Genomic DNA, 19,780 nt, shown 5'->3' with positions numbered 1-19,780 from the left:
TGGTAGATTAGTTATTACTCATTAGTCAGGGACTTGAGATTATTGACTGTGTTTAAAAGGATTTCTCGCAGAGAAGGAACTGGTATTTTGTTGATAACTTCAGCAGCGAAGGCGTTAATTAATAACTTCCGAGCATCGTTTTCATCAATTCCCCGACTTTGCAGATAGAATATTTCATCATCTTCCAATTGGCTAACGGTAGCACCGTGAGCGCACTTTACATTATCCGCAGTAATTTCCAATTGGGGTTTGGTATCAACTCTGGCTTTAGATGATAGCAGCAAATTGCGATTCAACTGGGCTGCATTTGTCAACTGCGCTGGTTTGGGTACAAAAACTTTACCATTGAATACCGCATGAGCGCGATCGCCTACAATACATTTATGCAATTGGTCACTTGTACCGTGGGGATAGTTGAGTGCGATCGCACTGTGAGTATCAGACAACTGCTTACCATAAATTATCGTCAAACCATTGAGAGTAGTCTGTGTCTGCTCACCAGTTTGCAAAATCTCCAAATTGTGCCGTGACAACTTTGCACCTAAAGTTATGGCATGACAAGTATATCGACTATCACGAGCCTGTGCGATCGCAGTTTTCCCAATATGAAAAGCTTCTGCACCTTCCCACTCAACCCTAGTGTGACTCACCTCAGCATTGTCACCAACCCAAACTTCCGTAACCGCGTTAGTTAAGTAAACTCCCCCCTCTTGTGGGGTAGGCATCTTGCCTGCCACATACTCTTCAACCAAACTCACCTGCGAACCACTTTCCGCCACCACCAAACAACGCGGCTGCGAAATCGTCGCCGTCTCACTCGCAACCGAAATAAACACCAAATGAACTGGCGTTTCAACTACCACATTCTTCTTCACCCACACCACAGCTGCATCAGTTATTCCAGCCGTATTGAGAGCGGTAAAAACCTCTTGCGCTCCCTCAGCTTGAGCTAAATACTGCCGTACACCCTCCTGCTCAACCGCAGACAAGCCAGCCAAATTACTCACCACAATTCCAGATGGCAAATCTGAAACTGCGGATAACTCCGGCGCAAAAACGCCATTCACAAATACCAAACGACTATTAGCCGCTTCTGGCAAAATATCAAATTCTAAAGACGCGTAATTTACCGTCTCTACATTAAATTGAAGCTTTCGCAGAGACGACAAATCAGTAAATCGCCATTCTTCCTCGCGGGTGGTGGGAATAGTTGAGTGGCGTACCCAACTAGCAGCACCTTCACGTAATTCCTGTAACCATCCCTCTGTTTTGGGTGCAGTTACCTGATTTAACAATTCAGTTAGATAGGTATCTTTATCTAAAAGAGTCGATGTCAAACTGACTAAATTCGAGTTTGGTATTGGACTGGGAGATACTTGAATACTCATTACACACCCACCTCAGCTGCAAACTCTTCCAGCACCCAGTCATAACCGCGAGACTCTAATTCCAGCGCTAATTCCTTACCACCACTCGTAATAATCCGCCCCTGTGCCATCACATGCACAAAATCAGGCACAATATAATCGAGTAATCGTTGGTAGTGAGTAATCAAAATTGTCGAATTTTCTGGACTTGCCAGTTGATTTACCCCATTCGCCACAATTCGGAGCGCGTCAATATCCAAACCCGAATCAGTCTCATCCAAAATTCCTAACTTTGGTTCCAGCAGCGCCATTTGCAGAATTTCATTCCGCTTTTTCTCACCACCAGAAAACCCTTCATTCAAACTCCGACTGAGAAAACTGGGATTCATCTTCACCACATCCAGCTTTTCCTCAATCAAATCGTCAAAATCAAAAGCGTCTATTTCCTCTAAACCTTGCGCCTTGCGACGGGAATTGTACGCCACCCGCAAGAAATCCAAATTGCTCACACCCGGAATTTCTAACGGATACTGAAACGCCAAAAATACACCACTTCTAGCCCGTTCCTCCGGCTCCAACTCCAGCAGATTTTGTCCCTGAAAAATTACCTCACCGCCAGTCACCTCATACGCCGGATGCCCAGCCAACACCTTAGAAAAAGTACTCTTACCAGAACCATTCGGCCCCATAATCGCATGAATTTCACCCGATCGCACCTCCAGATTCACACCCTTAAGAATCGGTGTCCCATCAACATTAGCCGTCAGATTCCGTACTGACAGCACAACTTCACTATTTTCAATAATCATCTTCTCTCCCTTCTCTCTTCTCTTGCTTTGCGCTCTTTGCGCCCTTTGCGGTTCGTAATCTTCCAAAAGATAAACACAGAACGCCGATGTCCCTATGTTTATCCTTGCTTCCACTTATCCAACACTGCCTTCCAACTTCAAACTCAACAACTTATCAGCTTCCACAGCAAACTCCATCGGTAGCTGATTAAAAACATCCTTACAGAAGCCGCTAATCATCATCGAAATAGCATCTTCCGAAGAAATGCCCCGTTGAGCAAAGTAAAATAACTGATCTTCCCCAATCTTAGAAGTAGAAGCTTCATGCTCCACCTTCGCACCGTTATTTTGCACCTGAATATAAGGGAAAGTGTTGGCATGGGCATTATCCCCAATCAGCATTGAGTCACACTGAGAATAATTTCTCGCCCCTTTAGCCGTCGGGTTAACTTTCACCAAACCCCGGTAACTATTACTAGAATTACCTGCGGAGATTCCTTTAGAAATAATTGTACTGCGGGTATTCTTACCTACGTGAATCATTTTACTACCCGTATCAGCTTGCTGATGATGATTTGTCAGCGCCACCGAGTAGAACTCACCCACAGAGTTATCACCCACCAAAACACAGCTAGGATATTTCCAAGTAATTGCCGAACCTGTTTCTACTTGAGTCCAGGAAATTTTAGAATTTACGCCCTGACACAAACCGCGCTTGGTGACAAAGTTGTAAATACCGCCTTTACCGTTGGCATCACCAGCGTACCAGTTTTGCACTGTGGAGTATTTAATTTCAGCGTTGTCGAGGGCGACGAGTTCCACAACAGCGGCGTGCAACTGGTTGCTGTCATACATCGGTGCGGTGCAACCTTCGAGGTAAGAAACATAACTACCTTCTTCGGCGACAATCAAAGTCCGCTCAAATTGTCCCGTGTCACCAGAGTTGATGCGGAAGTAGGTAGACAGTTCCATTGGGCATTTCACGCCTTTAGGAATATAGACAAAAGAACCATCGCTAAATACGGCGGCGTTCAAGGCGGCAAAATAATTGTCAGCTATAGGAACAACACTACCCAAATATTTTTTGATTAGTTCTGGGTGTTCTTGCAACGCTTCCGAAAACGAACAGAAAATAACGCCATCTTCCGCTAGCTTCTCTTTAAATGTAGTGGCGACAGAAACGCTATCGAAAATTGCATCAACGGCGACATTTGCCAGCCGCTTCTGTTCAGATAGGGAAATGCCTAACTTCTCGAAGGTTTCTAAAAGGGTTGGATCAACTTCATCCAAGCTGTTTAGTTTGTCTTTCTTACGTTTTGGCGCTGAATAGTAAATAATATCCTGATAATTTATTGGCGGATACTTGACATTCGGCCAAGTTGGTTCCGTCATTTTTTGCCACTGGCGATAAGCTCTGAGGCGAAAGTCCAGCATGAACTGCGGCTCGTTCTTCTTAGAGGAGATCAAGCGGATAACGTCCTCGTCTAGTCCACGCGGAATGGTGTCGGCCTCAATGTCCGTGACAAAGCCGTACTTGTAGGGTTGGTTGACTAAGGTTTTGACAGTGGCACTCATCAGTAATAATCTCTTGTGTTCGGAACTTGAATCTCTCTATAAGAATGGGAGACGGGGTTTCTTTAGCCGATTCCCATCTACCGTTACGGAATGGTTACACGGCTGCTAGAATAGTGGTGGAGAGTAAAACAACAGCTTTGTTGTTTAATGTATCTTCATTTTACGCTAAATTAACAACAACAATGTTGTCAAAGTCAAATTTTCAAAAAAATTTTTGGGACGTTCGCTAAACGTCTCGCACCACATGAAGATGGCGACTACCCACCAGTCCTCAACCAAGCAAGATATCCTTGAGTATCTGCACAAACACGAAAAAGCAACGGCTTTGGAGCTAGCTGAAGTTTTAGACGTTACCCCCCAAGCTATTCGTCGCCATCTCAAAGATTTGGAGACGGAGGAGCTAGTTTTGTATTCGACATCAGTGCAGGCTGCGGGGATGGGGCGGCCGCAGCATCTTTATCAACTGAGTCGTCAGGGGCGCGATCGCTTGCATCGAACAATGAGCGATCGCTTTGGTGATGCAAGCGGCAATTTTGCGGTTTCGTTGCTAGACACCTTAGCCGAAACGGTAGGACACGACCAATTTAAATCGATTTTAGAGAAACAGTGGCAGCGCAAAGCCAAAGAATATCGCGATCGGGTGGGTAACGGTTCACTGCGAGAACGTGTAGCCAACTTAGTAGAGTTGAGAAAAGCGGAAGGCTTCATGGCAGAGTATCACGCTGTTGATGTGAATGACAGCTTTGAGTGCGATCGCTTTATCTTAATGGAGCATAACTGTGCCATTTCCAACGTTGCCGAGTCTTTTCCTAGTATCTGCGGTCACGAATTAGAAATGTTTGCAGCCGTCTTACCAGATTGTACCGTAGAGCGCACCCACTGGATTATTGATGGCGAACATCGCTGTGGCTATTTAGTACAAGTTCGTCATTAGTCATTTGTGAAAACTACTACCCCCTCTTTAATAATCAACTAAATTTGAGATAGCGTTTATGGATGTACCAACACAGCAACCATCAGCACAATTTTTAACTCTGGAAGAGTCAGCGAAAGTAGACGCAGCGTTGTTGTCTTCCCCAGAAAAGTTTTTAACAAGATTGACAATTTCATCACTTAAGCTGTTGAAACATATCGCCCAAGAATATGGTGTTGTTATTGAAGATTTGACAGCACAGCAAATAATAGCCTGGTTTGAAAAAGATGGTAAAATCCGCCGTGAAGAGGGCATTGAAGGTTCATATCTTAAATGGTGATCTGTAGTAGTAGAATTTGCATTTCATTGACTTTGAAAAAATATTCATACAGAATATCCCGCTTCTAAAAAACATTATTGTTGCTTAGAAGCGGGATACTAACAGGTAGGATATGTTGAAAATTATCCTAAACCCCAATATTAAAGTAAGAATCTTTTAAATGCTAGGCGATGAGTCTATTTACTTTTGTGACTTTGCCGCCCAGCGTCAGCATGTTGTTCTGGCGTGCCTCCTTGGGTACCTTTTTCTTCACTATCAGCATCATCACTATCTTGACTACGACCGCCACTGTGAGATTTCTTGCCACCCTCACGACCGATTTCAGCCATGTGTTCTCTATCCTGACTCACTGCTTCACCACCTTTGTGCCCAGCCTCACGAGCTTCTTCAGATGTAAACTCATGGGCGGTACCCTTCTCATGGGCAGCTTGTCCGCCCTTACTTGCTATTTCCCGTTGCTTGTCATCATCCATTGAAGCAAAACCACGTTTGCTTGTGTCTGCCATGATATTACTCCTTGTAATTAACTAAAACTCTTGCTTTTTTAGCAATTCAAAACCCTATATAGGTTTTGTATTAATACATTGACTTTTTTAATTTAGCTACTCAAATATTATAGATTCATGCTCCTTTAGTACGAAACATCCCATACTGGTATCCAACTTCGGATATACAACTAAAGTTGCTATTTACTTATAAATTTAGTATGTAAAAAATAGTGAAATAAGGAATCCCTTTTTTTTAATATCTGGTTAATATTGCGTAGTCTTATAAAAAAGTAGTAAAAGTAAAATATTATCTTGAAAATGAAATTAATATTTTTCCACTCGAACAGAAAGCATAGTATTAATTGTCAATGCTCCTGAGGCATCTGGATAGACATTCGTTTATTAGGTTTTTTCTTATATTCCAGCTAGAGTTCGCCAATTACCAATATTGCGGCTGTAAAACTTGATCCAATAGCAGAGTACAGAGCAAAAACTATTTTTGCAAGTTTGGTTACAGTTGTTGATATCCTCCCAGTAGCATCAATCGCTACTGTTTTAAGTTTAAGCCAAATTTTAGAAGCAATTGATAGTCGTATTTTGGCAATGGCAGAATCAATTGGATGCTACAAATGGCAGTCTTAAATAATAAACAAAAAGCACCTTAAAAAAGTGCTTTTAATGTTGATAACATTTTGTTTGTCGAACAACTATTTAAGGATTGTAACTGTTAGCCCTAGGAGTGCGAGCGCCAGCTACGGCTCCCATCATTGCAGTTACTAAACCCAACAAAGAACCAAACACAAACCACCACAATCCCGAACGTAAATTAGCTGCAACCTGACGAGCTTGTTCAGCAGTTACATTTGTTCGCGGTATTATATTGGGTGTAGCACCTTGCTGTTGTACCTGGTTTATGACTTCCCCAGCGTTGGAAGCCGCAACACCAAAAGCACCTGATACTCCACTTGCAAATAGCCATGAGCTAACTGCCAAAGTGGTTGCCCAAAGAATTGCACCATTCAAAAGAGCTGTATTGCGACTCATCGGCCCACAGGCACGGGCTGTAACCCAACCACCAATAAATAGTGAAATTAATAACGCGATAGTTGACCAAAGCCCCGCATTGCCTGCAACGTTAGGGGCGATTGTTCTTGGTGCGCCTGAACTTTCAACTGTACCAGCTGCGATCGCGCCAATTATAGAACTCAAAATTAATTGTGTAGCTAAAGAAACCAACAAACCAGCAACAATCGGCCCCCAACGAACACGATCATGATATTCAGCTATTCTACCTGCTACCACAGTATCAGTAGATATAACTTCATTACCTGTCCGATTTACGTATGACATTGTTTATGTTCTCCAGTGCTTTTTCAGCAAAGTTACTGCTCAGATATATTCATCTTTATGTTTAAAATTAAATAACTAAATCATCTGCTTTTGTCTCTATCAATAGAAAGAGTTAATAAGTCTATCTTTAGTGAGAAAAAAATAGACTTTATCTCACCACTTTTAATGCGATTTATTATTTATTAATATCTGAATAATTATTTAAAAATTTTCAATCATAAAGTTTTTAATTTTAATTTAAAAACTTTCACGAGAAACCAGCTTTAGTAGTGTTTGCAATTAAACTTAAGACAAAACCAAATTTTAGCGAGTCCACGTTCGCTTTTAGCGTCTCGGAGAGAGCGTCATTAATAATTAATTTTAACGCATCCTTACAGCTGTACCTGTGGCAGTAATCAGCAAAAGAACTCCTGATTGGTCAAGATTAATTGTGCCAGTATCAATTTCAATCCCGATTACAGCATTTGCTCCTAAACGTTGTGCCCGTTGTTCTAATTCTTCTAATGCCTTGCGTTGACCCTGCTCAAATAGACGCTCATAGCTAGCAGTGCGTCCACCGATAATATCGCGAATACCAGCCAAAAAATCCCGTAAGAAATTGCTACCATAGACTACTTCGGCTGTCACAATACCTAAATATGACTCAATCACGGCTCCTTGAATTACATCAGTAGTAGTTATAATCATAAATTAATCTCCTAAATAATATACATATTGATTATTCAGATGTTTATCCAAATGTGTGAAAATTGTAACTTTGATTACAAAATATAGATTGAATAAACATCCTCTCGCACAACTTGAGATTGCATTTCAGCTTTAGTATTGTCCTCACCAAAAACTAGGACTTAAAGGAACATTTGACTGATTAAATTTATCTTACCGTGTAATGACCATAAAAGGATGTTAATGCCGGGATGATGACTTCTAAAAAGGTAGTATAAAAGACTAAAAATTATTATATATAGTCAGCAAATTATTAAATTAAATAATAAACATCAATGAATACCAAACCCTGTAAGCTTGACCTATCAAGATATAGGATTCAGTTAAGTACCTATTAATATTTTTTAGAAAATGCGTATAAATACTGATTAAAAAAGGTGTCGTTTTGCTGTTGTACTGTTTTATATAGGATAACTTCATTTGATCTTTGATAGCTTATACTCATCCTTCAGTCAAAACTCTCTTATGGAGTGCTGAATGTAAAGGAACAGTGAATGAACTATTAACATCTAAATTCATACGAATAAATACAGTTTTCAAAAATCCATATTTTTGTTTTAATGTACAAGAAAAAAGTCCTCTAAAATTTCAGGAAATTTACTGTGTACAAGCCAACATCATTCGTGTTTAGTGTGGTGTTACTAGGATGTTTTGCCTTCACCATACCTTCAGTAGCTCAAGCTCAGGTATTAGTGGCGCAAGCCAAAAACCCACAATTAAAGCAACTACTAGAAGAAGGACGGAGGTTAGTAGATAGTGGCGATTATAGTGGTGCGATCGCAGTTTATCAGCAAGCAGCTAGTCTAGATCCCAAAAATGCTAAAATCCATTCAGGTATTGGCTACCTATACGCTCAACAGGGAAATTACCAGGCAGCACTAACTTCTTATCGTCGTGCGATCGCCATTAACCCTAACAACAGTGATTTTTATTACGCTGTGGGTTACATCAAAGCTAATTTGGGAGACACTGCTGGGGCAAAAGAAGGCTACCGTCGGGCCATACAGCTAAACCGTAATAACGTTAACGCCTATTTAGGATTAGCTGTGACCCAATCTCGTATGGGAGACTATAATGCTGCTACTTGGGCATACCAACAAGCAATAGATTTGGATAAAAACAACGCCCAGACTTATGAGTTGATGGGTTCGATGTATAAACAGCGACGACAAACCAAACAAGCCAACAGCTTGCTTCAAAAAGCCCGCGACTTGTACAAGCGGCGCAATGACTTACAAGGAGTGGACAGAGTAGAAGCTATGCTGCGGCAGTTAGGAGGATGAGGTTAATCTAACTAGCGTCCCGTTAATTCCACAAAAATATCTTCCAGATTAGAGGGACGCACCACCATTCCGGTTTTATCGGGCTATTAGTTTAAGTAGACATTTACTGCTTCCAAAGATGGGAAAAACAAATATTCTCAACTACGGACGCTATCATTTCCCACTTCAGACACACCCAATTGCTTCATCACAAAACTTTTCCGTTAACAGAACGGAGCTGTTGTAAAGTTCCCAAAGAAATCAGCCTATCGCTATCCATAATACCGATGCGTCCTGGCTTGGTAAAGCAAAAAGCATCGCAGAAAAATTCAACCTCATCCATCTAACGTCAGTAGCATCGTCTCCTTGTTGATTTAAATCCCGAATAATTTCCCAGAGACTTCGCCTGGTTTGGGGGTCTAGTTCTACCGTTGGTTCATCCAAAAACAGAATTTGCGGTTGATGCAATAAGGCTCTCGCAATCTGCAACTGTCGTTTCAAACCCCCAGACAGGATTTTTACCAAATCATTACATTTTTCTGCCAGCTCAACATCCTCCAGCCATAACCTCAGTACTAATACAGATTTTCTCTGAGGTTGCTCCCAAACAAGGGGCAAAATTCCCAAGTTTGACCAAGCTTGGTTTTGTGCAGTTTAATAAATAATTGGTATTAAGTCGTCATACACCATAGTCCTACTCGGTCATTTATGAACTAATACAGTTCAGATAAGACCAAAACACTTGTAGAGAGTGCGGTTTATCGCGTCTCAAAAACCCACGATTTTATACAAGTAGCGCTTTGAACCGTATTGATTTATGAACAACAAAATTCCCGACTTCTTAAAGAAATCGGGAATCTGAGGCTTGAATTTTCACAAATCAAATAGGATTTTTATAGCGATTTTGATAGTAAGCCAAAATTTGCTTAACTTGTTGCCGACTTTGTGAACCAGAATTCGCTGTCCACGAAATGGACAAACCACTAATTTGACTTTGATTGTAATCAAACTGTTGGGATGATTGGGGAATTAAATCCACTTCTACCCCTTCAACTTGACGTAAATGAGCTGCTATCTCTCTATAGACAGCTAAAGGACAACCAGCGAATTCAATTTTTTCCTTAGTCTCCATCTCTATGAAGCTCCAACATTAAGAGGATTTGAGGAGGGCGTTGCCACTGAAATAGGATTGCCACTAGCAGATGTAGCTGATGGTGTTGAGTTGACAGGCCCTTCTCCTACCATTTTGGCAACTTCGATACCAAATTGTTCGAGAATTACAATCGGGTTAGAGCCTCCATTCATTTCAATCCGTTTAATCAGTACGCCATTTGCTAATCGCTGTCCCGCTTGCACATAGCGACTCGTCGGCTCATCTGGTACTTTGATAATTGCCTGCGGTTCCTTACTAATTAGAACTACACCAGTCACAATAACTGCCCTTGCTAACTCAGGTTGTGCTGCTGGTGGCAATACAGATACTAAAGTCGGGTTGGGGACAACTTGAGGCAAAACCTTAGGTAAGACTGAAGTAAAAGTAGAATTAGCTTTTTTTGGTACAGAAGCAATATTTTTCTTCTGATTTAAAGCTATGCGAGGTGTTGAAAGTTTTCGTCCTGCTAGCGATGCAGTCGGTAGCTTAGGCAAGATAGGAACAGGTTTTCCAGTCCCGGATGTTTTAGGCATTCCCGAAACCGTCTGTCCAAAAATTTGGGCAAACGGGTCAGTCCGATCTTTTGATACTAGAATTAACGGTGCCCGCTCTGTAGGATTAGTGGATTGAATCAAGTTAACAGATGCAGGAGTAACTTGTGAAACCTGTTTGGCAGGTATCACTGGATTCTTAAAGGATTGAGCCGTTGGTGGGGACTTTGCTACTATTTTAGGAATCGGCGCAGGATTGACGGCTTGTGGTGTATCTTCAGAAGCACATCCAGCGATCGCTAAGGTTAAAATAGCTGCAATTGTAATTTTTGAATTTCTGCCCATGAGCTGTTCTCAAAAGCCATTGGAAAATTGAAAAATGGAAATATACATGCCTAAAATTTGTATCAAAGGCAAAGTATGTTACCTTTATAACCTAATTTTTTACATTTCAAGGGTTATTTTTAACACTAACAGCCCAGCATAACTGCGGATTTAGTTTATTTGCAGTTAATCGTCTGCTACACCCATAAGCTGTTTCATCAAATCCAGACCTTTCTTGACTCTACGGGAAACTGTCACGACACTTATCCCGAGATGTTCTGCAACTTGTTTTTGTGTCAAATCTTGTAAAAATACGCATTCCAAGACATCACGGGTGCGTTGTTCGAGTTGAACCAATGCTTGTTGCAAGCGAAGTTGGTCTTCTTGTGCCAATTGAAAGCTGCGATAGTGAGGATCGGGAACCAATTCTCCCAAACAAGTAGAACCTTCTTCTCCATCTTGGATTGGCACATCAAGACTTAAGGGAGCGCGATTTATCCACGCTAACTTAATTTCTTGCCATTCGTTTGGAGAAATTTCTAGCGCCGTTGCTAATTCGGTATCTGTTGGTTGGCGATTATGCTTTTCACGCCAAGAACGTGACACTCCTATTGCTTGCTGTTGGAGTGCTAACCACTTCCGAGGAATTCGCACGGTGACACCTTTATCTCGGAGATAGTGTTGAATTTCACCCCGAATATAAGGAAGAGCATAGGAACTAAAGGCATGTCCCTTGGAAAGTTCAAATTTTTCAATCGCTCTGATTAAACCCAAACATCCAACCTGGAGCAAATCATCGTAGGTTTCATGACATTGATTCGTCCAGTAGTGAGCTTCTTTTCTCACAAGTCCAAAATTGAGTTTTACCAGTTGATTGCGAACCTTTTCTGACCGAGATTGCTGATATTCTCGCAACAACTGCCAAATTTCATGTTTTAGTTCATTGGTGACTGTGGTAGGCATAGCACCGTGCTTATTGAGTAAATTAACAATCAATTACTCACTTTTAAATTCAGTTGCGATTGTGCGATATTAAACAGAATATCGCGCTGTGTATAATAGCAATTACTGTGGGATTAACAACTTTTTTTAGGCAAATCCCAATAGAATTGCTTGACAACCGCGCAAAATTTAAATGGGTGAAGTTGGTATTTAGTTTGTTATTTATCTTTTGGATAATTTGTAGCTATTTTTAGAACTACATAGAAATAAAATATAAAATTAATCACTAAATCTCAAACCGAGATTGTACGTAACTTTAATTAATTAATGGTGAAGCTAATTTCCAAAAACAAAACAACAATAGTCAAAATTTTATTAGATAGTAAAAGTTTGATTTACAGTAAAATTACCTGTCCATTCAACCGAAATTCAGCTAACAATTAAAAATAACTAATAATATTTGAAAAATAGTATGTATATTTACGCAAGCAAATACAACAAAATGCGAGATTGATCTTTTTTGTACTGGGAAGATATTGCGCGGCAAAATATCACTAACCCAAGCATATTAGGCTTTCAGCTTTCTGCATCTTTGTCAAAAATATATGTACCACCCTGAAAAAAGGCAGGGCTGTTTCATTCTTTCAAAGCCTCTTGAAAAACTGGGGACAAGGGAAGGAGAAATTCTTCTCTTGTCTCTTTTAGTCTTTGTAAGGCTTTTATAGGAATGAAACAGCCCTGAAAATGTGGGCAAAGAAGTTAATTTTTGCGATCAAACCTGATGTTTACAGAATTGTAGTTCTGAATGCCAGGTCAGTTATCTAACTCTAGAGAATTTAGCTACGAGTCGATTCAACCCGTGCAAAAAATAGACCGCGAATCTTGACTTCTTTTGGTTCGCCAGCACCTAAGTCTGTATCAGATGGCTGTTCGCTCTCGAAAGTACCAGCAATTTCACCACTAGAACTATCTACTTTAGCGATTTGCAGAGAAATCTTACCGTTAAGATTTTCAGCACGCTTGACGTTAGTGCGGGTAAGTTCTTCATCATCGGCTTGGGCGGGGAGAGCCACGGCATTATCGTAGCCACTGACGACACCACGACCTTTGGGATCTAGGAAGGCAGCACCACGGTAGGAAGGAACTTTGAAAGTGCCTTCAAAGTCCGTAGAGGTGTTAATACTGCTCAAACTGGGTTGGGTTTGAGCAACCAAGTTTTTGATGGTGAAGAGGAAAGGTACTCGCTCACCGCCAGGAAGTTGTACGGTGATGGCTTGGAAGTCAAGACCATCAGTTTCTTCAAAGGTCAAGCTATTATCTGAGTTGATTTTTAGGTTGCCTTGCACCTGGTCAATAGTGGAAGTGTATCTAGTTAACAATTTGCCAGCAACAAATTCTGCTTCTTGGCGTTTATTAGCAGGTTCTTCTTTGATGAAAAAGCTAGTTGGTTCTAAGCAAAGTTCTTTGATGGCATAAGACTGGCTAGAATCAATGGGAATGGAACCACGGCTTGTTTCTGCTAGTTGGGGGCATTTATTCGCCAAGCCAGTGCCACGAATTTGGTCGTAAGTAAGTACATCTCTACTACTAGTAGCAGGAGCATCACTACAAGCAGTTATTAGTCCCAGGCACAAAGCCAAGAATGCAACAATTAAAGCGCGATACCTCATGGTCAACCTCAATCTCAAAAATTAATATCTAAGTTGTAAAACTGCATCGAAGCTTTGATTTCTGACGAAAAGCCATCTTCGAACTGACACTGCGTTGCTCTGATTACCAGAATTGGAACAAATGTCAGGGCGTATAGGCTGGAAGTCGCCAGTCAAACTTTTCTCTGCTAAACGTAGTTAAACGTGTCGTTCTCTTGAGCTTGGGGAGTAAACCCCAGAATAAGTAGCACACTGTATCCTTATTTGGATGTGTGTAACTAGGGGGCAAAAAACCAGCAGTTTTACTGTTGGTGGCATTTGTTAGAGTTGGGCGGGGGGATGAGTAAGCGCTACACAGAGCAGCATAAGTGCTTGCCTCAAAGAGTGCGAAGAGAGTTGTCTGCTTTGCACTTTGCTTTTGCCAATTGCAAAAGCAGCGTCGCCCAAGTCTTTTTGTATCATGTATGTGACGCTACTACATACAGCCCATTGTTTGATGGGTAAATTAGCCAGATCATACGATTTTTTTTAACTCAAAATCAAAGTACTCTTAATTAACAAAGTCTCGTCCCGATCGCATCTGGCTGATGTGGAGGCTATGCTAAAGGTTACTACGCTCTTTTAGGAGCGATCGCAATTGCTTTTAATAAAGATACAAATCTAGTTATATTCAACCCTTACCAACAGGCAGGGGAGCAGGGGGCAGGGGGAAAGGGAGATTCTAGAAAAAGCTCATCTAGAAGCCTACAGAAGGTTCATTTTCTTTACTCCTTGTCTAGAGGAGCTATTGGCAAGCTAGGGAAAATTAAAAATCTCCGGTAAATTTGAGTTGGCCTCATTTATACGGAAAAGTTGGCATGAACCATAACAAAAATCTGGAATCAGGGGAGTTGTCCTGTAAACTGCAAGCGATCGCAACTGTGGTGTATGATGCCGTGCAGGGTTGTGAAGGTGAGACTGTAGCTCTTTTGGCAATGCTTAGGCAATTGGAACAGTTACACAGAGAGATCCGGGATGGGGTTTTTCAAGAGAGTTTGCCTGTTAACCGTCGGCAACTTTACTCACTCCTGAAAGATATTGAGTCTGAGGGAGGCTGGCCTTATATCGAGCGTATGAGACTACAAGCTTTTCTAGCGAATTTGCCACAAGAGGCTTCCCCAGAAAATAGCCGTGAAGTTTTAGAAAGCGATCGCTCCTTTGCTGATTAACTCGAAAATTATTTTCTAGCTCTGAATTAACAACCCCGATCGCCTCATCAACCGCTAAACCAAGAGCGGTTGCTCATTGAGGCTTCAACTTAATTCATAATTAAAAAGAGTTTTTAGTGGTTATGCCATTACAAAGAAAGCGATCGCGCTCCTCAAGATTACGGTTGTGCTTGAGGTAATCACCCACCCAGTCGCAACCACGAACAAGCAGATCGTCAAGATTTAAATTCCACAGAATTATCGTGTTGTCATCACTAGCTGATGCTAGTGTTTGACCATCTGGGCTAAAACTGACACTTAACACTGGGGCACGATGCCCATTCAGACTTTTTATTAATTTGCCTTCATGACTCCAAAGTTTTACTGTACTATCCCAACTGGCGGCGGCAAGCAATTCACCATTGGGACTGAAAGTTACAGCGTTGACGCTATCGCTATACCCTTTTAATAAGGTTTTTAACAACGTACCATCCCGTCGCCAAAGTTTTACTGTGTTATCCCAACTGGCAGAAGCCAGCAACTCATCAGTGGGACTAAAGCTGACACCTAACACCCAACTGTCATGGGGCGAAAAAGTTTTGAGCAATTTGCCTTCACGGTTCCACAGTTTTACAGTTTGGTCATCACTGGCAGAGGCTAAAATCTGACTATCAGGGCTGAAATTTACGCTATTTACCCAACCTTGATGCCCCACTAAGGTTTTGAGTAACTTACCTTGACGGTTCCAAAGCTTCACGGTTTTATCTTTGCTAGCTGATGCCAAAAACTGACCATCGGGGCTGAAATTCACACTCATCACACTATCGCTATGTCCGTGAAGAGTCATGATTAAAGTACCGTCAAGCCGCCAAAGTTTCACGGTTTTGTCATAACTTCCTGAAGCCAGCATTTTACCCTTGGGGTCAAAACTGACACTAGGAACTTTACTTGTGTGCCCTACTAAAGTTTTGTAAAGTCGAGTTTTGAACTCGCCATTACTAGTGTATTTCTTCCAGAGTTTTACAGTGCGATCGCTGCTACCAGAAGCCAACATCTGACCGTTGGGACTCCAAGTAACGCTCAAAACTCGATCTTGATGCCCTTGAAGAGTAGACGGTGTTGGGGCATTTAAACTCCATAGTTTCACGCTTTTGTCGAAACTTCCTGAAGCCAGCAATTTGTTATTCGGACTAAAAGCGATAGTAACAACAGCATCACTGTGTCCTTTGAAGGTTTTGAGTAAAGTACCAGTTGTACTCCAGAGGTTTATGTTATTGTCTTCACCTGCGGAAGCCAACTTTTTACCATCGGAACTAAAGCTCAAACTCCATACTGTACTGCTATGCTGCCGTAAATTTTTGTAAAGACGAAAGTCAAAACTGTCTTTAGTGTTGTTATTTTCGCGCCGCCAAAGTTTTACTGTCTTATCTCGACCTGCTGAAGCTAAAAATTTACCGTCGGGGCTGAAAACAGATACAGTCACACCCTGCTGATGTCCCTGCAAAGTTGTAACCAGGCTACCATCACGTCGCCAGATTTTCACTGTCTTATCATCGCTGGACGAAGCGATTAATTGACCATCGGGACTAAAGTTTACCCAGTTAACCCACCCTCGATGTCCACTCAGGGTTTTTACTAATGTACCGTCTTTGCGCCAGAGTTTTATGGTTGTATCCTTACTGGCAGTAGCTAACAACTCGCCATCAGGACTGAAATTAACGCTATAAACCCAATCTTTATGTCCTTTCAGGGTTTTATATGGCTTGGGATCAAATTCACCTGTAACCGGGTTTTTACTCCAGATTTGTACTGTTTTGTCGAGGCTGGCAGACGCTAGGGTTTGACCATCTGGGCTGAAGCTTACACAGGTAACAGCATCAGTGTGACCTTTGAGGGTTTGGAGTAAACTACCATCAGGATGCCAAATTTTCACAGTCTGATCTCGGCTACCTGATGCTAAGGTTTGACCATCTGGGCTGAAAGTTACTCCCCAGACAATATCAGTGTGCCCTTCTAAGCGATTGACTTCTGTTACCCCATAAACCGCCTGTTGCAGGGCTGTTACCACCCGCATTCGGGTATCTGGTTGCACTCCATGTGCCTGTTTCAGTTCTCTCCAAGCTCGCAAACTTTCTAATAAAGCATCAAACTCTTTATTAGACGCAAATAGAGCTTCGCTAGCAGCTGTGATTCCACTAATCCTCAAGTTGGTTTCACTGCGTTCAGCTCGTAGAGTCTGGTGAATTGCTGCTGTTTTTTGCAAGTTGGCTTGCCACCATAATGTTGCTATTGTTCCCCCCATGATTGCCAGCACCACACCTACAAACCGTGCTTCTCGCAGTCGCCGTTGCAACACCAAATTGAGTTGCTTTTGGCTCAGTTGTTGGGCTACTTCTGCTCTAATTTTTTCAAGTTTGATTTTTTCAAACTCGGCGAGCATACCATAATTATTTTTTTGGCGAATTGGTTCAACTAAATAATCGTGAACTAGTTGGTAGCGATCGCCTAATTCTTCTCTGACTCGCAACACCAAACCTGAACCCACCAATATTTCTAAAATCAGTTCCCCAACTGTGTTAAAGCTTGATATTGTTTCTATATCATGGTTATTAATTAATGCAGCCGCTAAATCAGCTTTAGTTTTTAAAGGTCGCGTCCCTTTTTCATCAGTAAACTCAAATAATAATTTCCAACTTAACTCTTCATTCTCTGGGCCGCAGTCTTTGATCACTTCCCCTAGCCAGCGTTCAACCAATTTTGCCGAGCCGCCGCAAAGCTTGTATTGTCCAAGGGTAGTAATATTTTCTATTTGTAGTTGAGCGCCAACTATTTGTAATTCAATTGGATGTACTTCATCTAGTTCTCCTGTCAAATCCTGGACTAATCGGTTAATTAATTCATCACTAAGTTCATAATGAGAACGTTGAGTAAGACTATGAATTATAGCGTTAGCATCCTGACTAGAGAATTTTCCTAGATAGTAGCGAATGTCCTTATCAAGAATATTTTTATTAATTACACCTAAATCATATAGTCCAATACTATTTTTTTGGCTCAAGCGTTCAAATTCTAATAAATGATGCAAGTAATCTTCTCTTAACGAAAGAATAATTTTTACAAATGAAATATTTAAACACTCACTAAAGAATTGATAAAATTCTATTCTTTGCGTAGGAGGATTACTAATAAAAAACAATTCTTCAAACTGGTCTAATATGATAATTATTGTATAGTTGCGCTCAGCTGCCAAACGAATTTTTTCTAACAGTATATTGAATGTAGAGTCAGGATTAACTGATATTCCTGTGTATGCCAGCGCTTGGTTTAGACTGCTTATTAAGACTGTCAGCCAATCAGTATAAACAGACAAAACAATAGGTATAGGAATGCGTTCTCCGATAACTTTTCCTGTCAGAGCTGGGACTAAACCAGCTTTGAGAATTGAACTTTTACCTACGCCTGATGGCCCATAAATTACTGTAAGTTTATAGTCAGCACGACTAATTCTTTCAATCAAACGATTAACATCTTGCTGTCGTCCTGAAGCTGATATTTCTTGGGCAACTCCTTCAGGAATAAACGGTATTTTTTGAGGTTCCAATGCTGGGTTAATTCTAGATCGTTGCGGCTGTAACTGACTTGCGCCAATGAAGGCGCGAAACCCATACTGATGTTCTATCTGAATTTTTTCTTGCTTGAGTTTAAAGGCCTCTGTATAGTTATGACGCTCAAAAAAGTAAAGAGATCGCAGTTCCTCTAAAATCTCTAAATATAGTGATGGCTGATGTTGTAGCTCACAAACTACCCTTGCCCATTCCAGGTTATTTATCGCTTCTTCTGATTCACCTAGATGTCGCTGTGTACGTGCAAGCAACAGAAGATACCAACTTTCTTGTCGTCGTGTTCGCAAAGCATCTCGCAGAGAAACTTCTGTTGCTTCTTCGGAAATAGAAAGTGCTGCATTCGCAAATTCATGAGCTAGTACCCAATTCGACTCTGAAATTGCTACATTTGCCAAAAAAGCATAATTTTGAGCAATCTGTGCAGGAGTTCCATAGATTTTATTTAAAAGTAATGACTTTTGAGCTAATTTTTTTAAGTCATCCCAAGCTTGTAAACGTTGCAGCATTTCACAAGCAGGCAAAATAAATTTAGCAACTAAGTCTTCTCTTTGTACCTCCTCCAATACGTCCAGGCATTGTTTAAACCACGAGAGAGCATGTTCACAATACCTACTATTACTATTATTGTGTAGGTCTGCCATGCGGTGATAACACAGCCCTAAGTGGAATAGTACTATTGCTTGCTTGAGTAAAGGCGAAGGAGGAGTAGGGTGAGGACATGAGAGAGGTAAAGAAGAGTTACTCTCCAACTCAGCTACTCTCTTCGTTTCCTGCTGCCATAATGCTAGACTTCTTTGATAATTGCCTAAAGCACCATTAATTTGATCGTTGGCATATTTATCTCTTCCTAACACAAATTCTAAACTAGCTTCTAATCCTGGTGTTAATTGAACACTATATAGACGCAGCAAATCATTACGGGCTGATTCTATTTCGTGACGGTGTTGAGACTTAGGATCTAAATCTAGAGAGGCATTAGATAAAAATGTTTCAGCACCTGCTTCTAAAACTTTGGCAAATAGAGATTCTGCTTCTTGATGAATCAAAGCAATTAAATCTGCTTTTGCCATTTCAAATTTAATCGTAGTTGCAGCCCAACTTTTAAAATCAGGTGCTAATCTGGACAACAATGATGCAACTTCATCTTGTAGCCACAACACTACTGGAAATGGAAAAGTTGCGGCATATATATCTCGCGCTTGGTTAATGCCTGTAAGTAAGTTTTCTAGGTCGATTGCTGACTCAATACCAAAAACCATAACAGCACCTGGCAAAGAGTCTGTGAGGACAGCAGGATTATCTAAGGATAATTCTGTGACTATTGTGTTGTGTAAGGAAGTTGCTGACGAATTGAGGACGATTTCTCTGATATTGATATCTTTGGTGATGGAGCGAATATTTTCTAACATTTGCTCACGTAATTGCCCATAGTTACACCGAACTAAAATTAGGGCAAATTGACCTTCAGAAAGTGCGATCGCTCTAATCAGTCTTTGCAAGGTAAGTAGGACAGGGTGAAAAAACCAAATTGTGTAAAGATAAGTAAATACACATAATGTATCTACCACGGTAACAGGTATATGGGCAGCCGTTTAAGGGTAT

17 protein-coding genes are annotated in these 19,780 nt (G+C 41.1%); 5 read left to right on the top strand and 12 right to left on the bottom strand.

The features are described 5' to 3' along the window. Nucleotides 1–14: 14 nt before the first annotated feature. From sufD to sufB, 3 genes are all read right to left on the bottom strand, one after another. Complete coding sequence (gene sufD, locus H6G86_RS33520) at nt 15–1,388, bottom strand: Fe-S cluster assembly protein SufD (protein WP_190937952.1); 1,374 nt, start codon at nt 1,386–1,388, stop codon at nt 15–17. Continuing rightward, on the bottom strand, nt 1,388–2,176 hold the full coding sequence (sufC, locus tag H6G86_RS33515; RefSeq protein WP_179068081.1) for a Fe-S cluster assembly ATPase SufC: 789 nt from the start codon (nt 2,174–2,176) through the stop codon (nt 1,388–1,390). Before sufC ends, sufD begins: the two co-directional genes overlap by 1 nt. A gap of 114 nt (nt 2,177–2,290) precedes the next feature. Beyond that, on the bottom strand, nt 2,291–3,730 hold the full coding sequence (gene sufB, locus H6G86_RS33510; protein ID WP_190937951.1) for a Fe-S cluster assembly protein SufB: 1,440 nt from the start codon (nt 3,728–3,730) through the stop codon (nt 2,291–2,293). Nucleotides 3,731–3,980: 250 nt separating this feature from the next. Between sufB and sufR the strand changes: the two genes are divergently transcribed. Together sufR and H6G86_RS33500 are read left to right on the top strand one after the other, a co-directional pair. Next, the gene (gene sufR, locus H6G86_RS33505; RefSeq protein ID WP_190937950.1) at nt 3,981–4,664 is read left to right on the top strand and encodes an iron-sulfur cluster biosynthesis transcriptional regulator SufR; all 684 of its coding nucleotides are present in this window, start codon (nt 3,981–3,983) and stop codon (nt 4,662–4,664) included. A gap of 58 nt (nt 4,665–4,722) precedes the next feature. Beyond that, nucleotides 4,723–4,983 (top strand): NDH complex assembly factor CRR9, encoded by a 261-nt coding sequence (locus H6G86_RS33500; RefSeq protein ID WP_012411123.1) that lies wholly within the window; start codon nt 4,723–4,725, stop codon nt 4,981–4,983. A 176-nt stretch (nt 4,984–5,159) separates the two neighbouring features. Here H6G86_RS33500 and H6G86_RS33495 read toward each other — a convergent pair whose 3' ends face one another. Next, a complete protein-coding gene (locus tag H6G86_RS33495; RefSeq protein WP_190937949.1) occupies nt 5,160–5,489 on the bottom strand; it encodes a KGG domain-containing protein in 330 nt (109 codons plus the stop codon). 489 nt (nt 5,490–5,978) lie between these two features. Here H6G86_RS33495 and H6G86_RS39740 point away from each other — a divergent pair, with 489 nt between their 5' ends. Then, on the top strand, nt 5,979–6,113 hold the full coding sequence (locus H6G86_RS39740; RefSeq protein WP_277883700.1) for a hypothetical protein: 135 nt from the start codon (nt 5,979–5,981) through the stop codon (nt 6,111–6,113). 69 nt (nt 6,114–6,182) lie between these two features. Here the strand turns inward: H6G86_RS39740 and H6G86_RS33490 are convergent, their stop codons facing one another. Both H6G86_RS33490 and H6G86_RS33485 read right to left on the bottom strand, forming a co-directional pair. Next, nucleotides 6,183–6,821: a hypothetical protein gene (locus H6G86_RS33490; RefSeq protein WP_190937948.1), complete on the bottom strand. Its 639-nt coding sequence runs from the start codon at nt 6,819–6,821 to the stop codon at nt 6,183–6,185. A gap of 360 nt (nt 6,822–7,181) precedes the next feature. Next, complete coding sequence (locus H6G86_RS33485) at nt 7,182–7,508, bottom strand: YbjQ family protein (protein ID WP_094327544.1); 327 nt, start codon at nt 7,506–7,508, stop codon at nt 7,182–7,184. A 641-nt stretch (nt 7,509–8,149) separates the two neighbouring features. Here H6G86_RS33485 and H6G86_RS33480 point away from each other — a divergent pair. Then, nucleotides 8,150–8,830 carry a tetratricopeptide repeat protein gene (locus tag H6G86_RS33480; RefSeq protein WP_190937947.1) on the top strand — a complete coding sequence of 227 codons (681 nt, stop codon included), beginning with the start codon at nt 8,150–8,152 and terminating at the stop codon, nt 8,828–8,830. Nucleotides 8,831–9,070: 240 nt separating this feature from the next. Here the strand turns inward: H6G86_RS33480 and H6G86_RS40270 are convergent, their stop codons facing one another. From H6G86_RS40270 to H6G86_RS33455, 5 genes are all read right to left on the bottom strand, one after another. Then, nucleotides 9,071–9,427: an ATP-binding cassette domain-containing protein gene (locus tag H6G86_RS40270; RefSeq protein ID WP_524538522.1), complete on the bottom strand. Its 357-nt coding sequence runs from the start codon at nt 9,425–9,427 to the stop codon at nt 9,071–9,073. A 262-nt stretch (nt 9,428–9,689) separates the two neighbouring features. Beyond that, complete coding sequence (locus tag H6G86_RS33470) at nt 9,690–9,941, bottom strand: hypothetical protein (RefSeq protein ID WP_190937945.1); 252 nt, start codon at nt 9,939–9,941, stop codon at nt 9,690–9,692. Between the two features lie 2 nt (nt 9,942–9,943). Beyond that, entirely contained in the window at nt 9,944–10,798 is an 855-nt protein-coding gene (locus H6G86_RS33465) for a hypothetical protein (RefSeq protein ID WP_190937944.1), read from the bottom strand. 165 nt (nt 10,799–10,963) lie between these two features. Further along, nucleotides 10,964–11,740: an RNA polymerase sigma factor SigF gene (locus H6G86_RS33460; protein ID WP_190937943.1), complete on the bottom strand. Its 777-nt coding sequence runs from the start codon at nt 11,738–11,740 to the stop codon at nt 10,964–10,966. An 815-nt stretch (nt 11,741–12,555) separates the two neighbouring features. After that, on the bottom strand, nt 12,556–13,389 hold the full coding sequence (locus H6G86_RS33455) for a photosystem II manganese-stabilizing polypeptide (protein WP_012411115.1): 834 nt from the start codon (nt 13,387–13,389) through the stop codon (nt 12,556–12,558). 836 nt (nt 13,390–14,225) lie between these two features. Here H6G86_RS33455 and H6G86_RS33450 point away from each other — a divergent pair. Next, the gene (locus H6G86_RS33450) at nt 14,226–14,576 is read left to right on the top strand and encodes a hypothetical protein (RefSeq protein WP_163934371.1); all 351 of its coding nucleotides are present in this window, start codon (nt 14,226–14,228) and stop codon (nt 14,574–14,576) included. Between the two features lie 100 nt (nt 14,577–14,676). On the opposite strand, the gene H6G86_RS33445 is transcribed toward H6G86_RS33450, so the two are convergent. Next, nucleotides 14,677–19,707, bottom strand: a complete 5,031-nt coding sequence (locus H6G86_RS33445) for a WD40 domain-containing protein (RefSeq protein WP_190937959.1) — start codon at nt 19,705–19,707, stop codon at nt 14,677–14,679. Nucleotides 19,708–19,780: the final 73 nt, after the last annotated feature.

The sequence above is a fragment of the Nostoc sp. FACHB-133 genome, from assembly GCF_014698055.1.
Lineage (GTDB): Bacteria > Cyanobacteriota > Cyanobacteriia > Cyanobacteriales > Nostocaceae > Nostoc.
This window is presented reverse-complemented; position numbering and strand designations above follow the sequence as displayed.

Excerpts from the sequence above, each read along its gene's own strand:
- sufD (WP_190937952.1), bottom strand. The coding sequence starts at position 1,388 with ATGAGTATTCAAGTATCTCCCAGTCCAATACCAAACTCGAATTTAGTC.
- sufC (WP_179068081.1), bottom strand. The coding sequence starts at position 2,176 with ATGATTATTGAAAATAGTGAAGTTGTGCTGTCAGTACGGAATCTGACG.
- sufB (WP_190937951.1), bottom strand. The coding sequence starts at position 3,730 with ATGAGTGCCACTGTCAAAACCTTAGTCAACCAACCCTACAAGTACGGC.
- sufR (WP_190937950.1), top strand. The coding sequence starts at position 3,981 with ATGGCGACTACCCACCAGTCCTCAACCAAGCAAGATATCCTTGAGTAT.
- H6G86_RS33500 (WP_012411123.1), top strand. The coding sequence starts at position 4,723 with ATGGATGTACCAACACAGCAACCATCAGCACAATTTTTAACTCTGGAA.
- H6G86_RS33495 (WP_190937949.1), bottom strand. The coding sequence starts at position 5,489 with ATGGCAGACACAAGCAAACGTGGTTTTGCTTCAATGGATGATGACAAG.
- H6G86_RS33490 (WP_190937948.1), bottom strand. The coding sequence starts at position 6,821 with ATGTCATACGTAAATCGGACAGGTAATGAAGTTATATCTACTGATACT.
- H6G86_RS33485 (WP_094327544.1), bottom strand. The coding sequence starts at position 7,508 with ATGATTATAACTACTACTGATGTAATTCAAGGAGCCGTGATTGAGTCA.
- H6G86_RS33470 (WP_190937945.1), bottom strand. The coding sequence starts at position 9,941 with ATGGAGACTAAGGAAAAAATTGAATTCGCTGGTTGTCCTTTAGCTGTC.
- H6G86_RS33465 (WP_190937944.1), bottom strand. The coding sequence starts at position 10,798 with ATGGGCAGAAATTCAAAAATTACAATTGCAGCTATTTTAACCTTAGCG.
- H6G86_RS33460 (WP_190937943.1), bottom strand. The coding sequence starts at position 11,740 with ATGCCTACCACAGTCACCAATGAACTAAAACATGAAATTTGGCAGTTG.
- H6G86_RS33455 (WP_012411115.1), bottom strand. The coding sequence starts at position 13,389 with ATGAGGTATCGCGCTTTAATTGTTGCATTCTTGGCTTTGTGCCTGGGA.
- H6G86_RS33450 (WP_163934371.1), top strand. The coding sequence starts at position 14,226 with ATGAACCATAACAAAAATCTGGAATCAGGGGAGTTGTCCTGTAAACTG.